Annotated in this window: 22 protein-coding genes; 3 read left to right on the top strand and 19 right to left on the bottom strand. The window is 71.7% G+C overall.

Translation table 11 applies throughout. The features are described 5' to 3' along the window. Window positions 1-16: 16 nt before the first annotated feature. The 11 genes from ACFYPR_RS04620 to glyA form a co-directional block, all read right to left on the bottom strand. Window positions 17-1,159 carry an LCP family protein gene (locus ACFYPR_RS04620; RefSeq protein ID WP_354862464.1) on the bottom strand — a complete coding sequence of 381 codons (1,143 nt, stop codon included), beginning with the start codon at window positions 1,157-1,159 and terminating at the stop codon, window positions 17-19. Between the two features lie 220 nt (window positions 1,160-1,379). Continuing rightward, a complete protein-coding gene (gene atpD, locus ACFYPR_RS04615; RefSeq protein WP_354862466.1) occupies window positions 1,380-2,816 on the bottom strand; it encodes a F0F1 ATP synthase subunit beta in 1,437 nt (478 codons plus the stop codon). Next, a complete protein-coding gene (locus tag ACFYPR_RS04610) occupies window positions 2,816-3,745 on the bottom strand; it encodes a F0F1 ATP synthase subunit gamma (protein ID WP_354862468.1) in 930 nt (309 codons plus the stop codon). The genes atpD and ACFYPR_RS04610 overlap by 1 nt, the downstream gene beginning before the upstream one ends. 4 nt (window positions 3,746-3,749) lie before the next feature. Then, window positions 3,750-5,402: a F0F1 ATP synthase subunit alpha gene (gene atpA, locus ACFYPR_RS04605; protein ID WP_354862470.1), complete on the bottom strand. Its 1,653-nt coding sequence runs from the start codon at window positions 5,400-5,402 to the stop codon at window positions 3,750-3,752. A 141-nt stretch (window positions 5,403-5,543) separates the two neighbouring features. Then, complete coding sequence (locus ACFYPR_RS04600; protein WP_355137946.1) at window positions 5,544-6,365, bottom strand: F0F1 ATP synthase subunit delta; 822 nt, start codon at window positions 6,363-6,365, stop codon at window positions 5,544-5,546. Next, complete coding sequence (locus tag ACFYPR_RS04595; RefSeq protein WP_354861498.1) at window positions 6,365-6,904, bottom strand: F0F1 ATP synthase subunit B; 540 nt, start codon at window positions 6,902-6,904, stop codon at window positions 6,365-6,367. The genes ACFYPR_RS04600 and ACFYPR_RS04595 overlap by 1 nt, the downstream gene beginning before the upstream one ends. A 27-nt stretch (window positions 6,905-6,931) precedes the next feature. Further along, window positions 6,932-7,159 carry an ATP synthase F0 subunit C gene (locus ACFYPR_RS04590; protein WP_007464523.1) on the bottom strand — a complete coding sequence of 76 codons (228 nt, stop codon included), beginning with the start codon at window positions 7,157-7,159 and terminating at the stop codon, window positions 6,932-6,934. A gap of 63 nt (window positions 7,160-7,222) precedes the next feature. Beyond that, window positions 7,223-8,020, bottom strand: a complete 798-nt coding sequence (gene atpB / locus ACFYPR_RS04585; RefSeq protein WP_355137948.1) for a F0F1 ATP synthase subunit A — start codon at window positions 8,018-8,020, stop codon at window positions 7,223-7,225. Window positions 8,021-8,031: 11 nt separating this feature from the next. After that, a complete protein-coding gene (locus ACFYPR_RS04580; protein ID WP_266245732.1) occupies window positions 8,032-8,268 on the bottom strand; it encodes an AtpZ/AtpI family protein in 237 nt (78 codons plus the stop codon). 193 nt (window positions 8,269-8,461) lie between these two features. Continuing rightward, window positions 8,462-8,887, bottom strand: coding sequence for a hypothetical protein (locus ACFYPR_RS04575; protein WP_354861496.1), 426 nt, complete (start codon window positions 8,885-8,887; stop codon window positions 8,462-8,464). Next, on the bottom strand, window positions 8,880-10,169 hold the full coding sequence (gene glyA / locus ACFYPR_RS04570; protein WP_387258583.1) for a serine hydroxymethyltransferase: 1,290 nt from the start codon (window positions 10,167-10,169) through the stop codon (window positions 8,880-8,882). Before glyA ends, ACFYPR_RS04575 begins: the two co-directional genes overlap by 8 nt. A gap of 35 nt (window positions 10,170-10,204) precedes the next feature. On the opposite strand from glyA, the gene ACFYPR_RS04565 reads away from it, so the two are divergent. Continuing rightward, the gene (locus ACFYPR_RS04565) at window positions 10,205-11,668 is read left to right on the top strand and encodes an SDR family oxidoreductase (RefSeq protein WP_354861493.1); all 1,464 of its coding nucleotides are present in this window, start codon (window positions 10,205-10,207) and stop codon (window positions 11,666-11,668) included. 19 nt (window positions 11,669-11,687) lie between these two features. Here the strand turns inward: ACFYPR_RS04565 and ACFYPR_RS04560 are convergent, their stop codons facing one another. The 4 genes from ACFYPR_RS04560 to prmC all read right to left on the bottom strand — a co-directional run bounded on the left by ACFYPR_RS04560 (window position 11,688) and on the right by prmC (window position 16,115). After that, window positions 11,688-13,802 (bottom strand): transglycosylase domain-containing protein, encoded by a 2,115-nt coding sequence (locus ACFYPR_RS04560; protein WP_387258581.1) that lies wholly within the window; start codon window positions 13,800-13,802, stop codon window positions 11,688-11,690. A gap of 106 nt (window positions 13,803-13,908) precedes the next feature. After that, a complete protein-coding gene (locus tag ACFYPR_RS04555) occupies window positions 13,909-14,520 on the bottom strand; it encodes a phosphotyrosine protein phosphatase (protein WP_354861489.1) in 612 nt (203 codons plus the stop codon). After that, a complete protein-coding gene (locus tag ACFYPR_RS04550; RefSeq protein WP_234588740.1) occupies window positions 14,521-15,168 on the bottom strand; it encodes an L-threonylcarbamoyladenylate synthase in 648 nt (215 codons plus the stop codon). Beyond that, entirely contained in the window at window positions 15,168-16,115 is a 948-nt protein-coding gene (prmC, locus tag ACFYPR_RS04545; protein WP_355063559.1) for a peptide chain release factor N(5)-glutamine methyltransferase, read from the bottom strand. Before prmC ends, ACFYPR_RS04550 begins: the two co-directional genes overlap by 1 nt. Before the next feature lie 72 nt (window positions 16,116-16,187). Here prmC and ACFYPR_RS04540 point away from each other — a divergent pair, with 72 nt between their 5' ends. Next, window positions 16,188-17,735: a GGDEF domain-containing protein gene (locus ACFYPR_RS04540; RefSeq protein WP_355063560.1), complete on the top strand. Its 1,548-nt coding sequence runs from the start codon at window positions 16,188-16,190 to the stop codon at window positions 17,733-17,735. 120 nt (window positions 17,736-17,855) lie between these two features. Here the strand turns inward: ACFYPR_RS04540 and prfA are convergent, their stop codons facing one another. Continuing rightward, window positions 17,856-18,944 (bottom strand): peptide chain release factor 1, encoded by a 1,089-nt coding sequence (prfA, locus tag ACFYPR_RS04535; RefSeq protein ID WP_354861485.1) that lies wholly within the window; start codon window positions 18,942-18,944, stop codon window positions 17,856-17,858. Window positions 18,945-19,071: 127 nt separating this feature from the next. Then, window positions 19,072-19,296 carry a 50S ribosomal protein L31 gene (rpmE, locus tag ACFYPR_RS04530; protein ID WP_007464546.1) on the bottom strand — a complete coding sequence of 75 codons (225 nt, stop codon included), beginning with the start codon at window positions 19,294-19,296 and terminating at the stop codon, window positions 19,072-19,074. A 278-nt stretch (window positions 19,297-19,574) separates the two neighbouring features. On the opposite strand from rpmE, the gene ACFYPR_RS04525 reads away from it, so the two are divergent. Then, window positions 19,575-20,471, top strand: a complete 897-nt coding sequence (locus ACFYPR_RS04525; protein ID WP_387258580.1) for an AAA family ATPase — start codon at window positions 19,575-19,577, stop codon at window positions 20,469-20,471. A 43-nt stretch (window positions 20,472-20,514) separates the two neighbouring features. Here ACFYPR_RS04525 and ACFYPR_RS04520 read toward each other — a convergent pair whose 3' ends face one another. Both ACFYPR_RS04520 and rho read right to left on the bottom strand, forming a co-directional pair. Further along, window positions 20,515-24,018 carry a phosphodiester glycosidase family protein gene (locus ACFYPR_RS04520; RefSeq protein WP_387258579.1) on the bottom strand — a complete coding sequence of 1,168 codons (3,504 nt, stop codon included), beginning with the start codon at window positions 24,016-24,018 and terminating at the stop codon, window positions 20,515-20,517. A gap of 288 nt (window positions 24,019-24,306) precedes the next feature. Further along, the gene (gene rho, locus ACFYPR_RS04515) at window positions 24,307-26,517 is read right to left on the bottom strand and encodes a transcription termination factor Rho (protein ID WP_387258578.1); all 2,211 of its coding nucleotides are present in this window, start codon (window positions 26,515-26,517) and stop codon (window positions 24,307-24,309) included. Between the last annotated feature and the right edge of the window lie 75 nt (window positions 26,518-26,592).

The raw sequence follows: 26,592 nt of genomic DNA, 5'->3' as shown, positions 1-26,592 counted from the left end.
GAGAGCTGCGCCACGCCTACTTGGTCTTGTTCTGGAATTCGGGGTGCTCGAGCAGGAACGGGTCCAGTTGTTCATTGTGCAGGGCGGTGAAGAAGTCCGGGACGCCCGCCTGGAACTGCTCACCCTTGTAGGTCTTGCCCTCGAAGACCGGACCGCCGGGGAGCTTGATCATCTGGATGGTGTTCGGGCGGATGTTCTTCAGGGCCAGCCCGAAGTCGACCACGCTGTTGCCCCGACCGTTGAAGATCAGCGACTGACCGGCGGCGCGAAGCACCTTGTCGAGCTTGATCGGGTTGGCGACCACGTCGGCGCTGAACGCCTGGCCGACCATCGCCTTGACGAACTGCTGCTGGTGGCGCTGCCGGCCGTAGTCGGCGTCCGGCACACCGTTCTTCGGGTAGCGCTGCCGGACGTAGTCCAGCGCCTGCCACCCGCTGAGGTGGTGGTTGCCCTTCTTGTAGATCGCCTGCGGGCCGACGTAGCCCTCGCCGCGCGTGTTGCCGGGCCGGGGCTTGCCGTCCGGCTGCTTGTGCTCGGACTTCACGTCCCGCTCGACGTACATGTCGACGCCGCCCATCGCGTCGACGATCTTCTGGAAGCCGGTGAAGTTGATGATCGCCCCGGCGTCGAACCGCTTGATGCCGGTCACGTTCTGCACGGTGGTGGCCAGCAACTCGAAGCCGCGCGCCGCGTCGGGGTTGCCGTCGGGCACCCGGCTGCCGAACGACATCGCTGCGTTGATCTTCGTCGTCTCGCCGGAGAAGTTGGCCTTCTTGAACGCCGGGATGTCGACGTAGAGGTCACGCGGCAGCGAGAAGAGGTAGGCCCGGTCCATCGACGCGGGCACGTGCAGCACCATGATCGAGTCGGCCAGCGGCGCCGCCGTCGGCGTACGCGGGTCGATGCCGACCAGCAGGAGGTTGAGCGGACCCTTGATCTCGCTCTTCTTCTCCTTGGCGCCGGCCGCCTGGTCACCGAAGAGGTCGGCCTTGCCGACGGCGCCCTCGTAGCGGGCCATCAGCACCTCGGTGCCGACCAGCACCCCGCCGCTGAGCATGGTCAGCACCAGGCCGAACACGGTGCACACCTTGGCCCAGCGCGGCACGCCCCGCCAGATGGACGACTTGCGGCCACTCTTGCCGGCCTTACCCACGCGCATCTCCGTTCGTTACGCCCACGAAGAGGAGACGGGCGCACGTCGTCGAAAGGTTGCAGAAGTCAGCGCTCGTTCAGGTGAACGCGCGGACCGACCGTATCTCGCGCGCCGCCGGAGCGACGACCACGAGTAACGGACCGCGACGATGGTAAGGCGTCAAGATGAACAAAAGACTGCCCCGACATTGCCGGGGCAGTCTTTTGCGGTACGGATGAGCGGGCTGTCAGCCCTTCATCAGCTCCTCAGCCTTGCGCTCCAGGTCCTCGAGACCGCCGCACATGAAGAACGCCTGCTCGGGGAAGTGGTCGTACTCACCCTCGCTGATCTTGCGGAACGCCTCGATGGTCTCCTTGATCGGGACCGTCGAGCCCGGCACGCCGGTGAACTGCTCCGCCGCGTAGGTGTTCTGCGAGAGGAAGCGCTCGATCCGCCGCGCGCGCTGCACGGTGATCTTGTCTTCCTCGGAGAGCTCCTCGATACCGAGGATGGCGATGATGTCCTGCAGGTCGCGGTAGCGCTGCAGGATCCGCTTCACCTCGGTGGCGACCTGGAAGTGCTCCTGGCCGACGAACTCCGGGGCGAGGATCCGGGACGAGGACGCCAGCGGGTCCACGGCCGGGTAGATGCCCTTGTCGGAGATCGACCGCTCCAGGTTGGTGGTCGCGTCCAGGTGGGCGAACGTGGTGGCCGGAGCGGGGTCGGTGTAGTCGTCCGCCGGCACGTAGATCGCCTGCATGGAGGTGATGGCCTGGCCCCGGACGGAGGTGATCCGCTCCTGGAGCTCGCCCATCTCGTCGGCCAGGGTCGGCTGGTAACCCACGGCGCTCGGCATGCGGCCGAGCAGCGTGGAGACCTCGGAACCGGCCTGCGTGAAGCGGAAGATGTTGTCGATGAAGAGCAGCACCTCCTGCTTCTTCACGTCCCGGAAGTACTCCGCCATGGTCAGCGCGGAGAGCGCCACCCGCAGCCGGGTGCCCGGCGGCTCGTCCATCTGGCCGTAGACCAGCGCGGTCTTGTCGATGACGCCGGACTCGGTCATCTCGGCGATGAGGTCGTTGCCCTCACGGGTGCGCTCACCCACGCCGGCGAACACCGAGGTACCACCGAAGTTGCGGGCGACACGGGTGATCATCTCCTGGATGAGCACCGTCTTGCCTACACCCGCGCCGCCGAACAGGCCGATCTTGCCGCCCTTGACGTACGGGGCGAGCAGGTCGATGACCTTGATGCCGGTCTCCAGCATCTCGGTCTTCGGCTCCAGGTCGGCGAAGGCCGGGGCCTTGCGGTGGATGCCCCACCGGTCGTCGGCCTGGATCGTCTCACCCTCGGTGAGGTTGAGGCACTCGCCGATCGCGTTGAAGACGTGGCCCTTGACGGCGTCGCCCACCGGAACGGTGATCGGCTCGCCGCGGTCGGTCACCTCCGCGCCGCGGACCAGGCCGTCGGTCGGCTGCATCGAGATCGCGCGGACCAGGTTGTCACCCAGGTGCTGGGCGACCTCCAGGGTCAGCGTCTTCTCACCGCCGGACAGGTTCACGTTGACGTTTAGCGCGTTGAACAGGGCCGGCATGGCGTCGCGCGGGAACTCGGCGTCGACGACCGGGCCGATGACCCGGACCACGCGACCCGTGGCCGTCTTGGTCTCTACTGGGGCAGTCATCACACTTCACTTCCCGACGCGGCCAGCGCGTTCGCGCCGCCGACGATCTCGCTGATCTCCTGGGTGATCCCGGCCTGGCGGGCCGAGTTCATCTCACGCGTGTACTTGTCGATCATGTCTTCGGCGTTGTCGGTGGCGCTCTTCATCGCCCGCCGACGCGACGCCGACTCACTCGCCGCCGACTCGATCAACGCCGCGTAGATCCGCGTGTTGATGTACCTCGGCAGGAGCGCGTCGAGCAGCGCCTCCGCCTCCGGCTCGAACTCGTACGCCGGCAGCAGCCCCTCGGAGCGCGGCCGGTCCTCCACCTGCATCGGACCGATCACCTTGGTGACCGGGGTCTGCGTCATCAGCGAGTGGAACTCCGTGTAGACGATGTGCAGCTCGTCGACGCCGAGCACCCCGTCCGCTCCGGAACCGCCGTCGACGTCGTCCGCACCGGCGGTGAACGCCTTGATCAGCGTCTCACCCACGGTACGGGCGTCCTCGAACGACGGCTGCTCGCTGAACCCCGTCCAGTTCGCCTCGATCGGCCGGTCGCGGAACCGGTAGAACCCGACACCCTTACGCCCGATGACGTAGAGCACCGGCTCCTTGCCGTCCGCCTTCAACCGTGCGATCAGCGACTCGGCCATCCTGATCGCGTTGGAGCTGTAACCGCCGGCCAGGCCACGGTCACTGGTGACCAGCAGGACGCCCGCCCGCCGCACCCGCTCGCGCGGGGTGAGCAGCGGGTGGTCGATCCGCGCGTTGGACGCCAGCGCCGTGAGCACACTGGTGATGGCCTGGGCGTACGGCAGGGACGCCTGCACCCGGGCCTGGGCCTTGGCGATCCGGCTCGTCGCCACGAGCTCCATCGCCTTGGTGATCTTCTTCATCGACTTCGCCGAGCGGATCCGTTGACGAAGAACGCGTACCTGGGCCGCCATCGGATCAGCTCTCGGCCGGGCGGTCGGTCGTGCCGTCGCGGAAGCGGGTGACCGTCTCGCGGTTCTCGTCACCCTCCAGCGGCGCGGCCGGCGCGTCGTTGACCTTGCGCTCGTCCTCCTTGCCGAGGAAGACCTGCTTGAACTCGGTGATCGCCGCGTCCAGCGAGCTGACGATGTCGTCGCCCCACTGGTTGTCGGCGATACCGGCCAGCACGCCCTCGTGCTTGTGCCGCAGGTACTGGAGGAACTCGGCCTCGAAGCGCCGGATCTCACCCACCGGGATGTCGTCCAGCTTGCCCTCGACGCCGGCCCAGACCGAGACGACCTCGTCCTGCACCGGGTACGGCGAGTAGTTCGGCTGCTTGAGCAGCTCGACCAGCCGGACACCACGGTCGAGCTGGGCCCGGGAGGCCCGGTCCAGGTCGGAGGCGAAGGCGGCGAACGCCTCCAGCTCGCGGTACTGGGCCAGGTTGAGCCGCAGCGAACCGGCGACCTTGCGCATCGGCTTCACCTGCGCGGCGCCACCAACCCGGGAGACCGAGGTGCCGACGTTGATCGCCGGACGGACGCCCTGGTTGAACAGGTCGGTCTCCAGGAAGATCTGGCCGTCGGTGATCGAGATGACGTTGGTCGGGATGAAGGCCGAGATGTCGTTGGCCTTCGTCTCGATGATCGGCAGGCCGGTCATCGAGCCGCCACCCAGCTCGTCGGAGAGCTTCGCGCAGCGCTCCAGCAGGCGGGAGTGCAGGTAGAAGACGTCACCCGGGTACGCCTCACGGCCCGGCGGGCGACGCAGCAGCAGCGACACGGCCCGGTACGCCTCGGCCTGCTTGCTCAGGTCGTCGAAGACGATCAGGACGTGCTTGCCGCCGTACATCCAGTGCTGCCCGATGGACGAGCCGGTGTACGGGGCCAGGTACTTGAAGCCGGCCGGGTCGGAGGCCGGCGAGGCGACGATGGTCGTGTACTCCATCGCGCCCGCCTCCTCCAGCTGCCCCTTGATCGAGGCGATCGTGGAGGCCTTCTGGCCGATGGCGACGTAGATGCAGCGGACCTGCTTCTTCGGGTCGCCGGTGCGCCAGTTGTCCCGCTGGTTGAGGATGGCGTCCAGGGCGACCGTGGTCTTGCCGGTCTTGCGGTCACCGATGATCAGCTGACGCTGACCCCGACCGATCGGGGTCATCGCGTCGATGGCCTTGATGCCGGTCTGCAGCGGCTCGAACACCGACTGGCGGGCCATCACGTTCGGAGCCTGCAGCTCCAGCTCGCGGAAGCCCTCGTTGGCGATGTCACCGAGCCCGTCGATGGGCTGGCCGAGCGCGTCGACCACACGGCCGAGGAAGGCGTCGCCGACCGGAACGGAGAGAACCCGCTCGGTGCGCTTGACGCGCTGCCCCTCCTCCAACTTGGCGGAGTCACCGAGAACGACGACACCGATTTCCCGGACGTCGAGGTTCAACGCCACGCCGAGCGTGCCGTCCTCGAACTCCAGGAGCTCGTTGGTCATGGTCGAGGGCAGGCCCTCGACGTGGGCGATACCGTCACCGGTGTCGGCGACGGTGCCGACCTCCTCGCGGGAGACGTCGGACGAGTAGGAAGAGACGTAGCGCTCCAGGGCGCCGCGGATCTCCTCCGTCGAGATGGTCAGCTCGGCCATCCTCTGCTTCCTTAAAATTCAGGGGCCCGGGATACCTAGTACCAACCGGTCCGAATGGCGTCTGTCAATCCGGGCGCTGAGCGGCGAAGCCACCCCAACGCTGGGCGGCGGAGCCGCTCAGCCGCTGGGCGGCGAAGCCGATCAGCGCTTCGCGAGCGCGTTGCGGGTCTCGTTGAGGCGGCGCAGGATCGTGCCGTCGTACAGGTCGGAGCCGACCCGCACGCTCACGCCACCCAGGACGTGGGGGTCCACCGTCTGCTTGACGGAGACCTCTCGACCGTATATCGCGGCGAGGCTCGCACCCAGTCGGCGCTCGTCGGAGTCACTCAAGGGGGCGGCGACGGTCACGTAGGCCACCTGCCGGTCCCGCCGCTCGGCGGCGAGCTCCACCAGCCGGGTGAGCGCCCCGATGAAGGAGCGTCCGCCGAACCCGCTCAGCGCCACCTCGACGAGGCGGACGGTGACCGGGTGGGCCTTGTCGGCGAGCAGCTCACGGGCCAGGGTGGCCCGCCGCTCGACCGGGGCGGCCGGGTCGGCCAACGCGTTGCTCAGCGCCGACTGACCCGTCACGACCTGACCGAAGCGGAACAGCTCGTCCTCGACCTCGCCCAGCTCGCCGGCGGAGTCGGCGCTGGCCAGCAGCGCCTCCACCCCCAGGCGCTCGGCGCCGTCGAGCAGCTCCGACGGTGCCGACCAGCGGCCGGACACCAGCACCACGAGCAGGTCGAGCGCGTCCGCGCCGATCCGCCCACCCAGCATGTCGCCGAGCAGAGCGCCGCGGTCCGTGCCGGAACGAGCCGGCTCGGACAGCGCGCGGCGCAGCCGCGGCTCACGCCGCAGCAGGGTCGCCACGGAGAGGATGGCGTCGGCGGTGGAGGCCACCGCCGACGGCTCCGCGCCGCGGACGTACGCGTCGAGGCGCTCGGCCGCGACCTTGTACGACTCCCGGCTGGCGGCCTGCATCAGCGGGCCCCCGTGCTCTCGAGGCCGCTCAGGAACCGGTCGACGGTGCCCTTACGTCGCGCCTCGTCGGCCAGCGACTCACCGACGATCTTGCTGGCCAGGTCCACCGCGATGGTGCCGACCTCCGCGCGCAGCTCGCGCACGATGGTGGCCCGCTCGGCGGCGAGTGCGTCCTTGCCCGCCTGGATGACCCGATCGGACTCTTCCCGCGCCTTGGCGAGGATGTCCTGCCGGATCCCCTCGGCGTCGGCCCGCGCGTCGTCACGGATCTTCGCGGCGTCGGTGCGGGCCTCAGCGAGCTGGGCCCGGTACTGCTCGAGCAGCTGGTTCGCCTCGGCCTGGGCGGCCTCGGCGCGCTTGATGCCGCCCTCGATCGCGTCGACCCGAGCCTGGAACGTCTGCTCCATCCGCGGGAAGACGAACTTCATCAGCACGAAGCAGAGCACGGCGAAGGCGATCGTGCCGACCACGATCTCCTGCCCGATCGGAATGATCGGGTTGTGGCTGGACTCACCACCCTCAGCGGCAAGGTTGAACATGGTGACCTCCCGGTCGAGGGGCGGGTACTACTTGGCCCAGATGAAGCCGAAGGCGATGCCGAACAGCGCGAGCGCCTCGATGACGGCGAAGCCGATCCAGACGTACGGCAGGGTCATCCGGGACGACTCCGGCTGCCGGGCGGTCGACTGGATGTAGGCGGCGAAGACCAGGCCGACGCCGATGCCCGGGCCGATGGCCGCGAGACCGTAGCCGATGGCGGCGGTGCTGCCATTTACCGCGGCGAGAACGTCCATTAGTGGTTCCTCCTGGTTATCACGCGTGACTCTCACGCGGGACGACAACGGTTGGTGCGTGGATCAGTGCGCTTCGGCGAGCGCGCCCTGGATGTAGCTGGCGCTCAGCACCGTGAAGACGTAGGCCTGCAGGACGATGACCAGTGCCTCGAGCAGGGTCAGCGCCACGGTCATCACCCAGGAGACCACCGAGACCGGTGCCAGCCAGGCGTTGGCGTTGAGCATCGCGAAGCCGCCGAGCGTGAAGACCAGCAGGAGCATGTGGCCGGCGAACATGTTCGCGAAGAGACGGACGGCCAGCGAGAACGGCCGGATGATGAAGGTCGAGAACGCCTCGATCGGAATCAGCAGCGGCAGGATGTACCAGGGTGCCGGCGGGATCAGGGCGTGCTTGAAGTATTTGCCGAACCCGTGGTGCCGGATGCCGATGTAGTTGAACAGCACGTAGCTGATCACCGCGAGGATCGCCGGGAAGGCGATGTGCGAGTTCGGTGAGATCTGGAACAACGGGATGATCGCGAACGCGTTCGTCACCAGCACGAAGCAGAACAGCGTGGTGAAGTACGGAGCGAACCGCACACCCTGGTGACCGATCATGTCGACCGAGATGTTGTTGCGCACGAAGCCGTAGATCGACTCGGCGAACCACTGCTTCTTGGTCGGGACCAGCTTCGGGTTCCGGTAGGTAGCCAGGAAGAAGATGATCAGCACACCGACCGCGATCCAGATCATCAAGGTGAACTTGGTGACCCAGTACGAGTCGTGTGCACCCCAGGGCAGGATGCTGGGCAGGTAGAAGTCCTCCACACTGGGTGGGAATTCCGCCTGGCCCGCTGCCAGGACGTTCGCCTGTCCGAACACCGCGTCCCTTCCTAAGTAGGCGTGCCGAGTCGGCGGATGACCAGGATGACTCCCCCGGCCATGCCGAGCACGAAGCCGATCCCGGTGGCGACGCCACCGGTGTCGAGCCACTGGTCGACCAGCCAGCCGATGAAACCCCACACGAGCATGCCTCCGACGAGGTAGCTGAGCGCGGTCCAACCCTGACCGGCGCCGGACGGATAGTCGTCCGGTTCACCGGCGGGGCGGGGGGTTTGGTCATCAGCCATGACGGGGCGAACGATATCAGCCGGGAAGACGAGGCTGTGCCTCACCCCCCGCACAACCATCGTTGTGTGGGCATCTCGTGGGCGCCGTCGTCTGTGGGCACGCTACTCCCCTTCCGCCCGTCGGAAAATGACCGAAGGCCGACACATTGCGGCGCGTCCGCTGGTTGGGACGGCGGGCCGGCCGATCGCCGGGTCAGTCCCGTGGCCGGCGGGCGTACACCCTGGTCAGCCACCAGAGGTGCACCGCTGTCCACACTGCCACCCCGGCGACGATGCCGAGGCAAAGAGGAATCAACCCGGGCCAGCCGGTTGCGGCCACCGCCACCAGCACGACACCCAACAGGGTGAACTTCAGCACGTACAGACCCACGCCGAGCGGCAGCAGCAGCTGCGGGTTGACCTGGTCGGCCCGGGCCAGCACCACCGTGGTCAGCGTGTAGCTGAGCACCGTGACGCCCACCCCGACCGCCGCGCCGAACGCCGCCGTCGCGCCGCCGGTCACCGCACCGACGACAGCCGCGACCACGGCCAGCGCCAGCGACGCGCCCAGCAGCACCGGCAGGTGCCGCAACCGCCACCGCCGGTCGGCGGCGGGCTCGAGCACCCCGGGCTCAGCCACGGGGGTACGCCGGGAAGGCCGCGGCCAGCTCGGCCACCTCGGCGCCGAGCCGGGTCAGCGCGTCGGCGCCACCCGGTGCGCCCGGGTCCGTGCGCACCGCGCGGGCGATCAGGGCAGCCACCTGCCGCAGCTCACCCTCGCGCATCCCCTGCGTCGTGACGCTCGGCGTGCCCACCCGGATGCCGGAGGCCACCAGCGGCGGCTGCGGGTCGTACGGGATGGCGTTCTTGTTGAGCGTGATCACGGCGGCGTCGCACCGGGCCTCGGCCTGCGCGCCGGTCACCCCCAGCTCCCGCAGGTCGATCAGGGCCAGGTGGGTGTCGGTGCCGCCGGACACCGGGCGCATCCCCTCGTCGGCCAGCCCGGCCGCGAGGGCCTGGGCGTTGCTGACCACCTGGCGGGCGTTCGTCTGGAACTCGGGCTGGGCGGCCTCGCGCAGCGCGACCGCCTTGGCCGCCACCGCGTGCATGAGCGGGCCGCCCTGGGTGAACGGGAAGACCGCCTTGTCGATCCGCTGGGCCAGCGACTCGCGGCAGAGGATCATGCCGCCGCGCGGGCCCCGGAGCACCTTGTGGGTGGTCGCGCAGACGACATCGGCGTACGGCACCGGGGACGGAATGGCCCGGCCGGCGACCAGGCCGATGAAGTGCGCGGCGTCCACCATCAGGTACGCGCCGACCTCGTCGGCGATCTCCCGGAACCGGGCGAAGTCGATCAGCCGGGGGTACGCGGTCGCGCCACAGATGATCAGCTTGGGCCGGTGTGCCCGGGCCAGGTCGCGTACCTCGTCGTAGTCGATCAGCTCGGTGTCCGGGCGAACCGGGTAACCGACCGGGTGGAACCACTTGCCGGAGAAGTTCACCCGGCTGCCGTGGGTGAGGTGCCCGCCGTGCGGCAGGTCCATCGCCAGCACCGTGTCCCCCGGCTGCACCAGCGCGGCGTACGCGGCCAGGTTGGCGCTCGCCCCCGAGTGCGGCTGGAGGTTGGCGTGCTCGGCCCCGAACAGCTCCTTGGCGCGGGCGATGCCGATCTCCTCGGCCCGGTCCACCTCGGCGCAGCCGCCGTAGTAGCGCCGGCCCGGGTAGCCCTCGGCGTACTTGTTGGTCAGCGTCGAGCCGAGCGCGGCCAGCACCGCCGGCGAGGTCAGGTTCTCGCTGGCGATGAGCTGCAGGCCACCGCGCAACCGGTCCAGCTCGCCGAGGACCACCCCGGCGATCTCCGGATCGGTGGCCCTGAGCTGCGCGAAATCCGGCCCCCAGAAGGTGCTCGTCTCGGTCTCCACAGCGAACGAGTCTAGGGGGCCGCAGACTGGGAGTCGTGAGATGCCTCGTCACCGGAGCCACCGGATACATCGGCGGGCGGCTGACACCGCTGCTGCTCGCCGACGGGCACACCGTGCGCTGCCTCGCCCGCAAGGCGGTGCGGCTGCGCGACGTGCCCTGGGCCGCGGCGGCCGAGATCGTCGAGGGCGACCTGAGCCGCCCGGAGACGCTGCCCGCCGCGTTCGCCGACGTCGACGTCGCGTACTTCCTGGTGCACTCGCTGGGCCGAGCGGACTTCGAGGCCGCCGACCGGGAGGCGGCGACCAACTTCGCGACTGCCGCCCGCGCGGCCGGCGTACGCCGGATCGTGTATCTGGGCGGCCCGGAGCCGGCGGCCGACGCCGAGGTCCCCTCCCCGCACCTGCGGTCCCGGGCCGAGGTGGGTCGGATCCTGCTGGCCAGCGGGGTGCCCACGGCGGTGCTCCGCGCCGCGGTGATCATCGGGTCCGGGTCGGCGTCGTTCGAGATGCTGCGCTACCTGACCGAGCGGCTGCCCGCCATGGTCACCCCCCGGTGGGTCCGCAACCGGATCCAGCCGATCGCGGTCCGCGACGTGCTGCGCTACCTGGCCGGCTGCACCACGCTGCCGCCCGAGGTCAGTCGCGGCTTCGACATCGGCGGGCCGGACGTGCTCACCTTCCGCGACATGATGCAGCGCTACGCCCGGGTTGCCGGCCTGCGCCGGCGGATCATCGTGCCGGTCCGCCCGCTCACCCCGTCGCTGTCCTCGCACTGGGTCGGGCTGATCACCCCGGTGCCGAACACGATCGCCCGCCCACTGGTGGAGAGCCTGATCCACGAGGCCGTGGCACACGAACACGACATCGCCCGGTACGTGCCCGACCCACCGGACGGCCTCACCGGCTTCGACGACGCGGTGGCGTTGGCGCTGGCCAAGGTGCGCGACGCCCAGGTGGAGACCCGCTGGTCCACCGCGAGCGGTCCGGACGCGCCGGCCGAGCCGCTGCCCACCGACCCGGACTGGTCCGGTGGCACCGCGTACACCGACGTCCGGGAGCGCACGGTGGACGCGTCACCGGCGGCGCTCTGGCGGGTCATCGAGGGCGTCGGCGGCGAGCACGGCTGGTACTCGTTCCCCCTCGCCTGGTCGGTACGCGGCTGGCTGGACCGGCTGGTGGGCGGGGTGGGGCTGCGGCGGGGCCGGCGTGACCCGCACCGCCTCCAGGTCGGCGAGGCGCTGGACTTCTGGCGGGTGGAGGAGATCGTCCCGGGCGAGCTGCTGCGGCTGCGCGCGGAGATGCGACTGCCCGGCCGCGCCTGGCTGGAGATGCGGGCGCTGCCGGTCGACAACGGACGCAGCCGCTACCAGCAGCGCGCGGTCTTCCTGCCCCGCGGGCTGGCCGGACACGCCTACTGGGGGTCGGTGGCCCCGTTCCACGCCGTGGTCTTCGGCGGCATGGCCCGCAACATCGCCCGCAACGCCGAACAGGCCTCCTGACCACCCCGCCTCGGACGGGTCAGTTGCCGGTGCGGGCCCCGGTGACCTGGAACGCGGCGCGCTCGCTGGGCGGGACGAAGTCGCGTACCGGCTGGTCGCGGAGGGCGGCGCCGAGCACCTCCCCCACCGCGGTCGCCATCCGGGCCTGCACCGCCTGACCGACCGCGTCCCGCGGGTCGTCGGGGTTGGCCGCCATCGAGGCGACCGCCAACTGCGGGGTGAAGGCCACCACCGTCTCCGTCTCGTACCGCTCGGAGCTGCCGGTCTTGCCGGCCACCGGGCGGCCCAGCTGGGAACGCAGGTCGGGCGCGGTGGCGCCGTCGCACCGCCCGTACATCGACTGGTCGCCCACGGGGCAGCGGGCCGCGTCCGCCGCCGCCCGCGCCACGTCGGTGTCGAGCACCTGTCGACAGTCCGGCTTGGCGGCGTCCACCGGCCGGCCGGTCGAGTCGCTGATCGAGACCACCGGCAGCGGCGCGCACCAGGTCCCCTCGGCCGCCACCGTGGCGTACGCCGTCGCCAGGTCCAGCGGGGTCGTCGCGGCCACGCCCAGGGTGAACGGGCCCCAGTCCTTCGCGCCGTAGCGGGCCAGCCGCTCGTCGGAGTCGGCCCGCAGCACGATGCCCAGCCGCTCGGCCATCTCCACCACCCGGTCGGCGCCGACCCGCTCGGTCAGCCACGCGAAGTACGTGTTCACCGACCGGCCGAACGCGGTCCACATGGTGCGGGGGCCGTTCATCGACGAGGGACTGGCGTTCGACGGGCACCAGCGGCCGTCGCAGCTTCCCGCCCCCGTCACCGGGAACCGGGTGAGCAGTTGGGTCGGCGCCGTGAACTCGGTCGACAGCGGCAGGCCGGACTCCAGCGCGGCCAGCATGGCGAAGAGCTTGAACGTCGAGCCGCCCTGGTAGCCCTCGATGGCCCCGCCGCCGGCGACGAGCTGGTTGACCGTGTTCGGATGGTTCTTCTGCCCGACCGGGTTGGCCGCGACGCTGTAGGTGCGGTTCACCGACATCGCCAGCACCCGGCCGGTGCCGGGCTGCACCACGGCGGTGGGCACCGCCCGCGCGTCGGTCAGGCGGTAGATCTTCAGCACCTGCTCGGTGGTGGCCCGCTGCACCGCCGGGTCCAGCGACGAGACGATGGAGAAGCCGCCCCGGCGCAACGTGCGTCGCCGCTCGTCGGCACTCGACCCGAACGCCGACTGGCTGCTCCACCAGCGGGTGAACCAGTCGCAGAAGAAGCCCCAGTCGTTGTGCCCGTCGGGCACCCCCGTGCAGTCGTTCGGCGTCTCGCTGGGTCGCAGTTGCAACGGCTCGGCCTGCGCCGCCGCCGCCGCGTCGGCCGACACCTGACCGGTCTCGACCAGCCGCTCGAGCACGTACGTCCGTCGGCCCAGCGCGCTGTCGGCGTCCCCGTTGATCGGGTCGTCGCTGTCCGGCGAGCGGACCAGCCCGGCCAGCAGCGCGGCCTGGGCCAGGGTCAACTCGGCCGGCGAGCGGGAGAAGTAGCGCTTGCTGGCCGCCCCGATCCCGTACGCCCCGGCCCCGAAGTAGGCGATGTTGAGATAGCGGGTGAGGATGTCCTCCTTGCTCAGCTCCCGCTCCAGCGCCAGCGCGTACCGCATCTCCTGGAGCTTGCGGGCGGTGGTGACCTCGGTGGCCGCCTGGCGCTGTCGCTCGGTCAGCCGGGGGTCGCTACTGAGCACGTTGCGGACGTACTGCATGGTCAGGGTGGAGGCGCCCTGCCGGGTCCTGCCGTCACGCTTGTTCACCGTGAAGGCGCGCACCACACCGCGCAGGTCCACCCCGCTGTGCTGGTAGAACCGGACGTCCTCGGCGGCCACGATGGCCTGCCGCATCACCGGGGCGACCTCACGCAGCGGAACGTCCACCCGGTCCTCCTGGTAGAAGGACGTGATCAGGGTGGTGCCGTCGTTGGCGTAGAGGTTGGAGCGCTGGGCGGTGGGCGGCGTGCGCAGCGTGCTGGGCAGCTCCGAGTAGGGCGTGGACAGGGCGCTGAAGCCAATTCCGAAGACCAGGGCCGCGGGTAGGGCGGCTCCGGCCAGCACCAGTCCGGCCAGCACGCCGGCGATCACCACGGTCAGCAGTTTGTCGAGTCGGGCCCGGATCATCAGCTCTCCCCGCAGGAGCCGGTCACGCTAGGACCCGTTCAGAATGACCCGGAACACCCCTTTCGCCCCTGGTTTTCCCCAAACCCGGAGGAAACTCGCAGGTCGCTCAGGGCAGCAGCGCGGCGGCCAGCGGGTGGACCGTCTCCTCGATCTCGTCCGCGACCCGGGTGAAGCACTGGTCGCCGCGACCCCAGGGATCGTCGAGATCGTCGGTGGGCAGCGCGGAGGCGCCCAGCCGGTTGTCGTGCGCCGCCGCCACCAGGGCCACGCCCCGGGCGTACACCGCCTCCGGGGTGGCTTCGGCCGCCGGCAACGCGGCGGCGTCCACCGCGGCGAGCAGCCGGCCGAACTCACCCAGCACGAAGGTGCGGGCCGCCGCGTCCGGACGGAGCGCGACCACGTACTCCTGCTGGTCGGCCGTGGCCGTCAGGACCAGGTCGGCGGCGTCGATGTGGTCCGAGCGCAGCTTGCGCGCCGCGAACCCCTCGACGGCGCCGCCACGGTCGATGACCTGTCGCGCCGCCGGCGGGTTCATCTCCTCGCCCGCGTGCCAGCCGCCGGTGCCGGCGCTGTGGCTGTGCACCAGCTCCTCGGCGGCGGCCGGGTCCTGCGCACGCCGGGCCAACCGCTCCCGCACCGCGAGGGCGAGCAGTCGCTCGGCCATCGGCGAACGACAGATGTTGCCCATGCAGACGTGCAGGACGGTGAACGGGGGCACTCAGGCCCCCTGGACGTCGAGAAGATCCGGGACGACGTCGCGCAGCTTCTCCAGCGGGATCGCGCCGGCCCGCAGCAACTGCGGCACCTCGCCGGTCAGGTCCACGATCGTGCTCGGCACCGGATCCGGGCAGGGCCCGGCCTCCAGGTACGCGCGCACCGAGTAGCTGAGCTGGTCACGTGCCTCCTCGGCGGTAACCGCCGCCGGCTGGCCGGTCTTGTTGGCCGAGGAGACCGCCATCGGGCCGGTCTCCCGCAGCACCTCCAGGGCCACCGGGTGCAGCGGCATCCGCACCGCCACCGTGCCCGTCTTGTCGCCCAGGTCCCACTGGAGGCTCGGCGAGTGCTCGACCACGATGGTCAGCGCACCCGGCCAGAACGCCTCCACCAGGTCCCGTGCTGCCGTGGGCAGCGAGAAGACCAACCCGTCCAGGGTGTGGCGCGAACCGATCAACACCGGCGGCGGCATCTGCCGGCCCCGGCCCTTCGCGTCCAGCAGCGCCTTGACCGCGTAGGGCGTGAACGCGTCCGCGCCGATCCCGTAGACGGTGTCCGTCGGGAGGACGACCAGCTCGCCGTTCTTGACCGCCTCGATGGCCGCAGCGATGCCGCGGTCCCGATCGGCGGGCGATCGACAGTCGTAGAGCATCACGAGGAGTCAGTCTGCCACGCCGGCCCGGGCGCGGTGTGCTGGCCGTCCGCCCGTCGGGACGCGGTGGCGTAGCGAGGGCGGCCGGTGAGGTCCAGATGCTCCGTGACGTCCGCGAACCGGCCGTCGGAGGCGAACAACGCCGGGACCGCCACGTCGTGCGTGTCGTCGTGCTCGACCCCGATGACGCCGCCGGGGCGCAGCAGCGCCGCCGCCCGGATGATCACCGGTCGGATCACCGCCAGACCGTCCATGCCGCCGAAGACCGCCTCCGCCGGATCGTGCGCGGCCACCTCCGGCGGCACCACCACCTCCACCGGCACGTACGGCGGGTTGCAGAGCAGCACGTCCACCCGCCCCACCAGGTGCGCCAGCAGGTCCGGCGCCGTCACGTCGGCCTCGACCACCTCGATCGGCCGGTCGCCCGCGGCGGCCCGCTCGGCCGCGTTGCGGCGCAGCCACGCCAACGCCGCCGCGGACCGCTCGACCGCGATCACCCGCGCCCCGGGCAGCTCCTGCGCCACCGCCAGGGCGATCGCGCCGGTGCCGCTGCACAGATCCACGATCAGCGGCTCGGGTCTGCTCCGGCCCTGCTCGACACCCCAGCCCGCCAGCAGCTCCGTCTCCGGGCGGGGCACGAAGACGCCCGGACCGACCGCCAGCTCCAGATGCCGGAATCCGGCCCGACCGGTCAGGTGCTGCAACGGCTCCCGACCGGCGCGGCGGCCGACCAGCTCGTCGAGCCGGGCCAGCTGGGCGTCGTCCAGGTCGTCGGCGAGCGCCAGCCGACCCCGGGGCACCCCCAGCACGTACGCCGCCAGCAGCTCGGCCTCCACGCGCGCCGGGCCCACCCCGGCGGCGGCGAGCGCCCGCGCCGCGCGGGCGACCGCGGCGGACGGACGGGTACGTCCTGTCCCTTCGGGGGGGTGTTGCGGCAGAGTGGTCACGCGACAATCATGAGGCGTCACGGACGACGCGACGAACGGGTGCGGCAAGACGCACACGGCAGGAGGTTGTGGGTGGGCTGGCTCGACCGGGTCGATGACCAGGTTGACACCCTCACGCAGGCGCGGGCTTTGCAAGAAGCAAGTCGCTCGGCGGAGTCGTACGCGTTGCTGGAGCGGGTGATCGGCACCACCACCGACCCGGCCGCCCGTGCGGACGCCCTGGTGCAGCGCCTCTCCGCGCTGATCAATCTCGGTCGGACGGCGGAGTTCACCCGGGCGATCGAGGAGGCGTCGGCGGCCGTTCGCGATCTCGCCGAGCCCTACCTGCACGGGCACCTCAACGCGCTGGCCGCGCTCGCCGCGCACCATCAGGGCGCGCTGGACCGCTGCGTCACCCACCTCGTCAAGGCCGCCCGGGCGCTCGGCGCCGTGGAGGACCCGGACCGGGACACCGCGTGGGGCTGGCACGACCTCGCGATGGCCTACAGCTACCTCAGCTTCCACGGCTACGCCCTGGGCGCGATCGAACGCGCGCGGCAGCTCGGGTTGACCGCCGGCATCCCGGAGGAGACGTTCGCCGCACCGGGCATCCGGCTGCGCAACGCGGTGGCACTGGACCACAACGGGGACAGCGACGGCTGCCTGCGGGTGCTGCGGGACGTCGCGGCCGATCTGGCCCGGTTCGTCCGCAGCGGGCGGGCCGGCCGACTGCGCCCGAGCAGCCTCGCCGCGTACGGATACTCGGCGGCACGTCAGGCAGCGCTCGGCGACCCGCTGGAGCCGACCGGCGAGACCCAGCCGTCCCACCTGCTCAGCCACGGCGGGGACAGCGCCCGGGCGCGGGACATGCGACAGCTCGGCATGGTCTGCCTGGCCGTCGCGGACGGTCGGCCCATCGAGGCGGTCGCCCGGCTGGACACCATCCGGGTGTCCACCGAGACGCTCGGCGCGGCCGAGCCGGCCCGGCTGCGCAGCATCGCGCTGGCCCGCGCTGGCGACCACCCGGCGGCGCACCGGGCGGACCGGCTGGCGTTCCGGCTCGCCGCGCAACGCAACGACCGGCTGCGCGACGTCTACATCGACGGCATCGCCGCCCGGATCGACCACGAGGAGATGCGTCGGGAGGCGGCCCGGTACGAGGGCGAAGCGCTGACCGACCCGCTCACCGGGCTACCCAACCGGCGCAGGCTGGAGCGGTACATCACCGCTGTGGTCACCCGGGGCGAGCGGGTGGTCATCGGCGTCTGCGACCTGGACGGCTTCAAGGCGGTCAACACCCGCCACGGGCACCACTCCGGCGACCTGGTGCTGCAACGCATCGCCGGGGTGATCAACCGGGTGATGCGCCGGGGTGACTTCGTGGCCCGCTACGGCGGGGACGAGTTCGTGGTGGTGCTCCCGGAGACCGGCATGACCGAGGCCGCCGAGGTGGCCCGCCGGATCGAGGCGGCCGTGCGCAACGAGGACTGGGAGTCCCTGGTGCCGGGCACCCCGGTCGGGGTGAGCATCGGCTTCGCCGAGGTCTCCGGCGGCGGCGGGCTGCGCGACGCGCTCAGCGTCGCATTCGAGCAGGCCGACCGGGAGATGCTGCGCGCGAAGTCACGCCCCCGCGCGAGCTGACCCCCCTTACGGGGTCGATCAAGGACTTGCGGTCCCCCACAAAAGGCCCACGACGCGACAATCTCCCCACCACAACTCCATGATCGACCGGGGTCGCGGCCGCGCAGGCCGGCGGTACGGTCAGCGGCGCGTCAGTTCGGTGTCGCCGGCCAGCCGGGCGGCGCGGTCGGCCTCGGCCAGGGCGTCCAGCACCCCGTCCAGGTCGCCGGCGAGCGCCAGATCCAGGTTGTAGGCGGTGTAGCCGATCCGGTGGTCGGTGATCCGGTTCTGCGGGAAGTTGTACGTGCGGATCCGCTCCGAGCGGTCCACGGTGCGTACCTGCGCCTTGCGGGCGTCCGAGGCGGCGGCGTCGGCCTGCTCCTGGGCGGCGGCGAGCAGCCGGGCCCGCAGGATCCGCATCGCCTGCTCCCGGTTCTGCAACTGGGACTTCTCGTTCTGGCAGGAGACGACGATGCCGGTCGGCAGGTGGGTGATCCGTACCGCCGAGTCGGTGGTGTTCACCGACTGGCCGCCCGGCCCGGACGACCGGAACACGTCGATGCGCAGCTCGTTGGCGTCGATGGTGACGTCGACGTCCTCGGCCTCGGGGAGCACCAGCACCCCGGCCGCGCTGGTGTGGATCCGGCCTTGCGACTCGGTGACCGGGACGCGCTGCACCCGGTGCACGCCGCCCTCCCACTTCAGCCGCGACCAGACGCCGTTCCCACCCTCGGGCACGCCCTTGGTCTTGATCGACAGCGACACGTCCTTGACGCCGCCGAGATCCGAGTCCTGCGCGTCGATCACCTCGGTGATCCAGCCGTGCCGCTCGGCGTACCGGGTGTACATCCGCAGCAGGTCGCCGGCGAACAGCGCCGACTCCTCGCCGCCCTCACCGGCCTTGATCTCGACGATCACGTCCTTGGCGTCGTGCGGGTCACGCGGGATGAGCAGCTCGGCGAGGCGCTCCTCCAGCACCGGCAGGGACGCCGCGATCGCCTCGGTCTCGGCCGCGAACGAGGGATCCTCGGCAGCCAGCTCGCGGGCCGCGGCCAGGTCGGCGCGCGCCTGCTCCAGCTCACCGGCGGCCTTGTGCAGCGGCACCAGCTCGGCGTACCGGCGGCCCACCCGGCGCGCGGTGGCCTGGTCGGCGTGGATGGCCGGGTCGGCCAGCCGCTTCTCCAGCTCCGCGTACTCGTCGAGGAGGCCGGCCAGACGCTCGCTGCTCATGCTGCGGATGCTCCTTCGACGGTGCGACACCGGGCCGGCCCCGAGAGCCGACCGCGCGTGGAAACAGGCGAAACGCGGACGGCGCCCGCGTCCGGTGGAAAACCGGACGCGGGCGCCGAACGGGGAGTTACTTGGCCTTCTTGGCCTGAACCTTGGCGTACTTCTGCTGGAACTTCGCGACCCGGCCGGCGGTGTCGAGAACGCGCTGCTTACCGGTGTAGAACGGGTGGCAGGCGCTGCAGGTCTCGACGTGGATCGCCCCGCCCTTGGCGGTGCTGCGGGTCGTGAACGTGTTGCCACAGGAGCAGCTGACCTCGGTGGTCACGTACTCCGGGTGGATGTTTGCCTTCATCTCGCCTCGGTCCTCTCGTTGGTGGTCGCCGGGTCGCCGTCATCGCTCGTCGCGCCGTACGCGACGGGCTCGGGCGTGAACCGGAACCGGTGGCCGATTGACCAGTGTGCCATGGGCCGGAGCCGACCCGGTAAGCGGGCCGCACACCTCGTCCGGCATCGTCAACACGTGCCTCCCCGTCCGCATTCCCACCGCCCGACAGGGCATTCGCCCACCCGGCGGACCACCGCCGGGTACCCCGCCGGGGGTACGCACGCCGAGCCGAAGGTGCGCCGCCGATGACCCGCCTGATCGCCACCCGGGGACTGCCCGCCTCGGGCAAGACGACGTTCGCCCGCACGCTTCAGCCGTCCGTCGTCCGGGTCAACCGGGACGACCTGCGCCGGATGCTGCACGGCGAGCGGCTCTTCACCCAGTGGGCCGAGGCCCAGGTGACCGTCGTACAGCGGGCCCAGGTCGAGGCGCTGCTGCGGGCCCGGGCGGACGTCTGCGTGGACGACACCAACCTGCGCTCGCGGACGCTGCGCGACTGGGCCGAGCTGGCCGCCCGCCACGGCGCGGATTTCGAGGTGCACGACTTCACCGACGTGCCGCTTGCCGAATGCCTGCGCCGCGACGCCGCCCGCCCGGCGGCCGAACAGGTGGGGGCCGAGGCCATCCGTCGGCTGCACGAGCGGTACCTCAAGGGGCGGACCCTGCCGTTGCCGGTGCCGCAGGCCCGCACCGGGCGCCCCGCCGTCGTGCACCCGCCGTCGACCGAGCCACCCGAGATCGTCCTGGTGGACATCGACGGCACCGTCGCGCTGGCCGTGTCCCGCAGCCCGTACGACATGACCCGGGTGGGCGAGGACGAGCCGAACACGGCGGTGATCGCGGCGGTCCGGGCGATGCACGCGGCCGGGTACGGGGTGGTCTTCTGCTCCGGGAGGGACGCCTCCGCCCGCGCGGCCACCGAGGCGTGGCTGGCCCGGCACGTCCGGGTCCCCTACCTCGGCCTGCACCTGCGGGCCGTCGGCGACTCCCGGAAGGACTCGATCGTCAAGCGGGAGATCTACGACCGGGAGATCCGGGACCGTTACCGGGTGGCCGGCGTCTTCGACGACCGCGTCCAGGTGGTGCAGATGTGGCGAGCCCTCGGCCTCACCGTCTTCCAGGTGGCCGACGGCGACTTCTGAGCGCGAGCAGGGCCCTTCGGCGGGGAAGGGCCCTGCTAGGCGCTCACCGGATGAGCGAGATGGTGGCTTCGGCGCGGATGGTGTTGACGGTGACGCTGAGGCGTACGGGTGCGCCGGGGCGCAGTGCGGTCAGGGTGCCGGTGGCGGGGTCGAAGCGGGCGGTGTGCCACGGGCGCACACCGGCCGCCGAGCCGATGTGCAGGTTCGGCGAGGCGGTCCAGTCGGCGCTGACGGGTGCGGCCACCGGGACCGTACGGCCGCCGGGCTGGGTGAGCGTGGCGGTGACCGCCGCCGGGGCGCCGACCGCGACGCTGGCCGGTGCGGCGAGCGTCAGCCGGTCGGTGTGCGCGTGGAACTCCGCGTCCACCCAGCGGGGCCCCTCGGCGAACGGGTCGCGACGGGCCCGGTCGGCCTCGGCCGGGGTGACCGGGTCCACACCGAACTCCGTCCAGCCGGTGAAGCCGCCCTGGTCGGCCGGGGTCGACGGCGTCTTGCCCGAGTTGCCGTTGATCACGTAGGGCACCCCGTCGACCCGGTCGGCGTGAAAGGTGCCGACGTGCCCGCCCACGAACAGCGCGCCCTTGCCGGTGCGGTGCTGGAAGTCGGCCAGCCACTGCTCCAGCAGCGCCGCCTCCTTGCGGTCGCCGAGCTGGCTGGCCTGCGCCGGGCTCGGGTCACGCGCCGGGTGGTGGTGCAGGACGACGACCGAGCCGACGCGCGGGTCGGTGGCCGCCGCGTCCAGCGTCTCGCGCAGCATCCGCACCTGGTCGAAGCCGCCACCACGCAGCGTCCCGCTGGACGAGTTCAGCGTGACGAACCGGGTGCCAGCGTGGTCGAACACCCGCGAGGTGGCGCCGAACGCGGCCTCGAAGTTGCTGATCGGGGCGCCCATGATCTCGTGGTTGCCGGGGACGTAGTACCAGGGCAGCGCGTCGCTCAGCTCCTCGTCGAGGATGCGCCGGGCCAGCGCGAAGTCGGCCGGATAGGCCGTGTCCACGAAGTCACCGTTGATCAGCAGAAAGTCCGGCCGGGCGGCCTTCACCTCGCGCAGCGTCCGCCGGGCCTGGGCGACCAGGTCGCTGTCCGGGTCGGCGGCGACGAACTGGGCGTCGGAGAGCACCGCGAACCGCCAGGGCGCGCCGTCCACCGTGCCGTCGCGGACCACCACCCGGTCGGTGCGCGGGGCCGCCGCCGGCACGTCGACCGTCGGCGGCACCTTCGCCACCAGGTCATCGATGATCACTTCGCTGGTGTACTGCGCGGCGGCGTTGGTCTCGGCCACGTAGAAGCGGCGCACCCGTACCGGGTACTGCACCCCGGCCGGCACCGCGAACTCCACGTACCGCCAGCCGGTCCAGGTGATCAGCGGGCCGCGCAGCACGTGCTGGGTGTCCTGCGCGTCGTGCAGGTGCAGGCTCGGCCACTCCCCGGTGCCGTTGCCGTGGATCCACATGCCGAAGGCCTGCGGCTGGCCGGGCACCTCGACCCAGGCCGGCGGGTCGGCGTACGCGGCCCGGGTGCCGGTGGACTGGCTGAAGTCGTACGACATCTTCAGGCCGGTGCCGGTGTGACCTGGCGCCGGCGCGACCGAGCCGCTGGCGCGGGCCTGGCTGAACCGCCAGGACGCCGCGTCGTCGAAGCCGGCGACCGGCACGTCGGTCAGCCCGACCGTGACCGGCAGGACGGTGCTCGTCCGTCCGACGCGGACGGTCACCAGGGCGGAGCCGGTGTCGCGCAGCGCGGTGACGGTGAGGTTGCCGTCCCGGCTCGGGGCGATCCGCAGCAGGTCGTGGTCGTAGTCGAGGGTGAGGTCCGCCGGCTCGATCGGCGCGGTGTTGCCCTCGGCGTCGTAGCCGACCACCCCGACCAGGGCGTTGCCGTCCTGGCCGGTCAGCCCGATCCGTGGCACCGTGGTGCCGAGCCGGGTCAGCGGGCCCAGGACGGTGAGGCCCAGCGAGCCGGTCGCCCGACCCCGTGCGGCGGTGACCGTGCTGGCTCCCGGCGTGCCGGCGTGGAAGACCCCGTCACGGTCGATGCGGCCCCGGGCCGCCGGGGTGGCCCGCCAGGTGGGCGCACCTGCGGCCGGGCCGTACGTCTCGTCGTAGCCGGCCGCGGTGAGGGTGCGGGTCAGCCCGGGGAAGACCCGGTCGGGCCGGCCACCGCGCACCGGCGAGACGCCCGGGGCGGCGGTGGGATCGCTGGACGTCTCGACCCAGTAGCCGGTGAGCCGGCCGCTGCCCTTCGGCGCGTAGATGGCCAGGCCGTTGGGCACCGCCCGTTCGCTGCCGTCGGAGGGGCCGTTCTCCACCTGCACGGCCGACGCGCCCGGCTCCCGGGCCAGCAGCGTCGACGATCCGCCACCGTCGAGGTTGAGCGCGTCCCGGGCGCCCAGCTCGGCCATCATCCGGCCCATCTCGGTCTGCGTCACGCCGCGGCTGTCGACCTGCCGGCCGTCCACGGTCAGCATGATCATTTTCTGGCCGTCGGCGCTGAACCCGACCGCCGTACGCGGGGCGAGGGTCGCATCGGCGATGCTCTGCACGACGCCGTCGCGGACCAGGACGTTGCCACCTCCGACCGCCGCGTGCAGGGCGCTCCCGTCGGACGACTTCGGCCGCCAGGTCACCGGGACCGGGTCACCGACGTGCAGCCCGCCCAGCGCGTCCGCGCCGGCGTCGCGGCCGAGCAGCACCGTGCTGCCGGCGACGACCGGGCCGCTGCCGGCCACGCCGGCCACCGCGGCCACCCGGCCGCCGGTCACTGTCACCTCGACCACCCGGGCCGCGCCCTCCACGGCACGCTGCCGGGAGTACGTCCCCCACAGCTCGGTGAACGCGCCGATGCCGTCGGCCTGCACCATGTTGTTGAACTGGGTCAGCGCCACCGGCCCGGTGGGCAGGGTGGCGCTGCCGTCGAAGTTCACCTCGACCACGCGACCGATTCCGGTGGCGGTGACCGCCACGGCGTTGCGGTGACCGCCGACCGCCGACTGGATCAGCTCGCCGTCGCGGATGCCGACGCCCTGCGCGGCCCCGGAGTTGTTGATGTCGAAGAAGTCGCCGTTGACCGCGGCGACCGCCCGCGAGTCGTCCACCGCCTTGCGCAGCGGCTCGGCCCGGCTGACCGCGCCGGAGTTGACGTAGTCGACCGTGGACCCGCCGGCCAGGTCGGTGGTGAGCGCGTCGGCGCGCAGCCAGCCATCGGCGTCGTACCTGTCGAAGGAGGTGAGCTGCACGCCCGGCGCGACCGGACGGGTGGCCTTCGTGGTCTCCAGGCCGCCGGCCGGCTCCAGTCCGCCAGCGGCGGCGGTCGGGGCGGTCGCGGCGGTCGGGTCGGCGGCGAGGCTGACCGAGTCGGCCGGGTGGGACGACGCGGCCGGTGCGTCCTCGGCGGCGGTGGCCGGGAGCGCGGGCGGCGACGCCACGGGCCGGGTGGCCACCGACGGTGCCGGCGGCGCGGCGGTGGCCGGCGGCGACACGGCCAGGGCGAGCAGCGGCGTCAGCAGCAGGACACCGGTGCGACGGGCGGATCGTCTGCGGGTACGCATGGACGACAGTCAACCCGGCAGTGAATAGAAGTTTCAAGACCTGTCGACTGAACCGAAGGAAAATTCCGCCAACCCCGGCTCCTGGCTCCCCGCCGAACCCCCTCTGGTGGCGTGCGAGCAGGGCCGGCCGCTCCCTCTCGTTCCCCTTTGCTCTGCTTCAACGGACGCAACACAAAGCGCCCCGAAGTGTTGCGCCGGTTGAAGCAGAGCAAAGGACGATGGGCGGACACGACGAAGGGGCACGGCCGCGATGGCCGTGCCCCTTCGTCGTCGGTCAACCGGGAACGGTTACTCCCCCGGCGTCGACTTCGCGATCTGCATCAGGAACTCGATGTTGGTGCGGGACTGCTTGAGCCGGTCCAGCAGGAGATCCATCGCCGCCTGCGAGTCCAGCGAGTGCAGCACCTTGCGGAGCTTGTGGATGATGGCCAGCTCCTCGGGCGCGAGCAGGACCTCTTCCTTCCGGGTGCCGGACGGGTTGATGTCGATGGCCGGGAAGGTGCGCTTGTCGGCGATCTTCCGGTCCAGCTTCAACTCGGCGTTGCCGGTGCCCTTGAACTCCTCGAAGATGACCGTGTCCGCCATGGACCCGGTCTCCACCAGCGCCGTGGCGATGATGGTCAGCGACCCGCCGTTCTCGATGTTGCGGGCCGCGCCGAGGAAGCGCTTCGGCGGGTAGAGCGCGGTGGAGTCGATACCACCCGACATGATCCGGCCGCTGGCCGGCGCCGCCAGGTTGTACGACCGACCGAGCCGGGTCACCGAGTCGAGCAGCACGACGACGTCGTGACCCAGCTCGACCAGGCGCTTGGCCCGCTCGATGGCCAGCTCCGCCACCGTCGTGTGGTCCTGCGGCGGACGGTCGAACGTGGCCGCGATGACCTCGCCCTTGATCGACCGCTGCATGTCGGTGACCTCTTCGGGCCGCTCGTCGACCAGCACCACCATGAGGTGGCACTCCGGGTTGTTCCGGGTGATCGCGTTCGCGATCGCCTGGAGCACCATCGTCTTACCCGCCTTCGGCGGCGACTGGATGAGCGCCCGCTGGCCCTTGCCGATCGGCATGACCAGGTCGATGACCCGGGTGGTCAGGATGTGCGGCTCGGTCTCCAGCCGCAGGCGCTCCTGCGGGTAGAGCGGCGTGAGCTTGTAGAACTCCGGCCGCCGCCGCGCCTCGTCCGGCTCCATCCCGTTGATCGTGTCCAGCCGCATCAGCGGGTTGTACTTGTCCCGCCGCTGGTCACCGGTGTTGCCGACCTCGCGGGCCGCACGCACCGCGCCGGTGATCGCGTCACCGCGGCGCAGACCGTACTTCTTGATCTGGGACATCGAGACGTACACGTCGTTCGGGCCGGCCAGGTAACCGGTCGTCCGCACGAAGGCGTAGTTGTCGAGCACGTCGATGATGCCGGCCACGGGGACGAGCACGTCGTCCTCGCCGACCTGCGGCTCACGGCCACCGGTGTCACCACCGGTCTCCGCCCGCTCGCCACGGCCACGCCGACGGTCCCGGAAGCGGCTGCGCCGGCCACGCCGACCGCCGCCCTCACCGTCGTCGTCGTCGTTGTCCCGCTCGACACGCTGGCCGCGGTCGTTGCGGTCGGCGCGCTCCGAACGGTCGGTGCGCTCGGCGCGCTCGCCCCGGTCGTTGCGGTCGCCCCGCTCGGCGCGCTCGGCGCGCTCGCCCCGGTCGTTGCGCTCGGCCCGCTCGCCACGGTCGGCACGCTCGCCCCGATCGTTGCGCTCGGCCCGCTCACCGCGATCGTTGCGCTCACCCCGGTCGTTGCGCTCGGCCCGCTCACCACGGTCGGCACGCTCGCCCCGATCGTTGCGCTCGCCCCGATCGTTGCGCTCGCCCCGATCGTTGCGCTCGCCCCGATCGTTGCGCTCGGCCCGCTCACCGCGGTCGGAGCGCTCGGCACGGTCGCTGCGCTCGGCACGGTCGCGGCGGTTCTCGCCACGGTCGGACCGCTCGCCGGCCTCCACCTCGTCGGTGCGGGCCTCAGCGGAACGGACCTCAGAGGAACGGACCTCGGAGGAACGCGCCTCCGCGGCGCGCGGCTCAGAGGTGCCGGCCTCGGCGGTACGGGACTCGGCCGGGGCGGTCCGGCTGCGCCGGGTACGGCCACGGCCCTCGGTCGCGGCAGCCGGCTCGGCCGGCGTCTGGTCGGTGCTGCGGCTCTCGGCCGCCGGGCGATCCACGGTCTCCCGCACCTCCTCACGGGCCGGAGCGGCCGCAGCCGCGACCTCGGCTCGCGGTCGAGGGGTCCCGGCGGCGTTGCCGCCCTGCCGCTCGGAGATCGCGGCGATCAGCTCACCCTTGCGCATGCGAGCCGTGCCGGAGATGCCGAGCGACGCAGCCAGGCTCTGCAGCTCTGGCAGCAGCATCGCCGACAGACCGGTGCCGCTGCGCCGACGACGGGCGGGAGCGGCAGCGGCAGCGGTGGCATCGCCAGCGACGTTGGAAACATCCGACGTCACGTCGGTGGTGTCGCTCAATGGATTCCTTCCCTCGATAAGGCCGGGACTGCCCGGAGTCGGAGCTCAGGTGGCCGGGCGGCCTCGGTGCACCCG

The organism is Micromonospora sp. NPDC005254 (genome assembly GCF_042872525.1).
GTDB lineage: Bacteria > Actinomycetota > Actinomycetes > Mycobacteriales > Micromonosporaceae > Micromonospora.
Note: the sequence above shows the minus strand (reverse complement) of the source record. Positions and strands in the feature narration are given on the sequence as shown.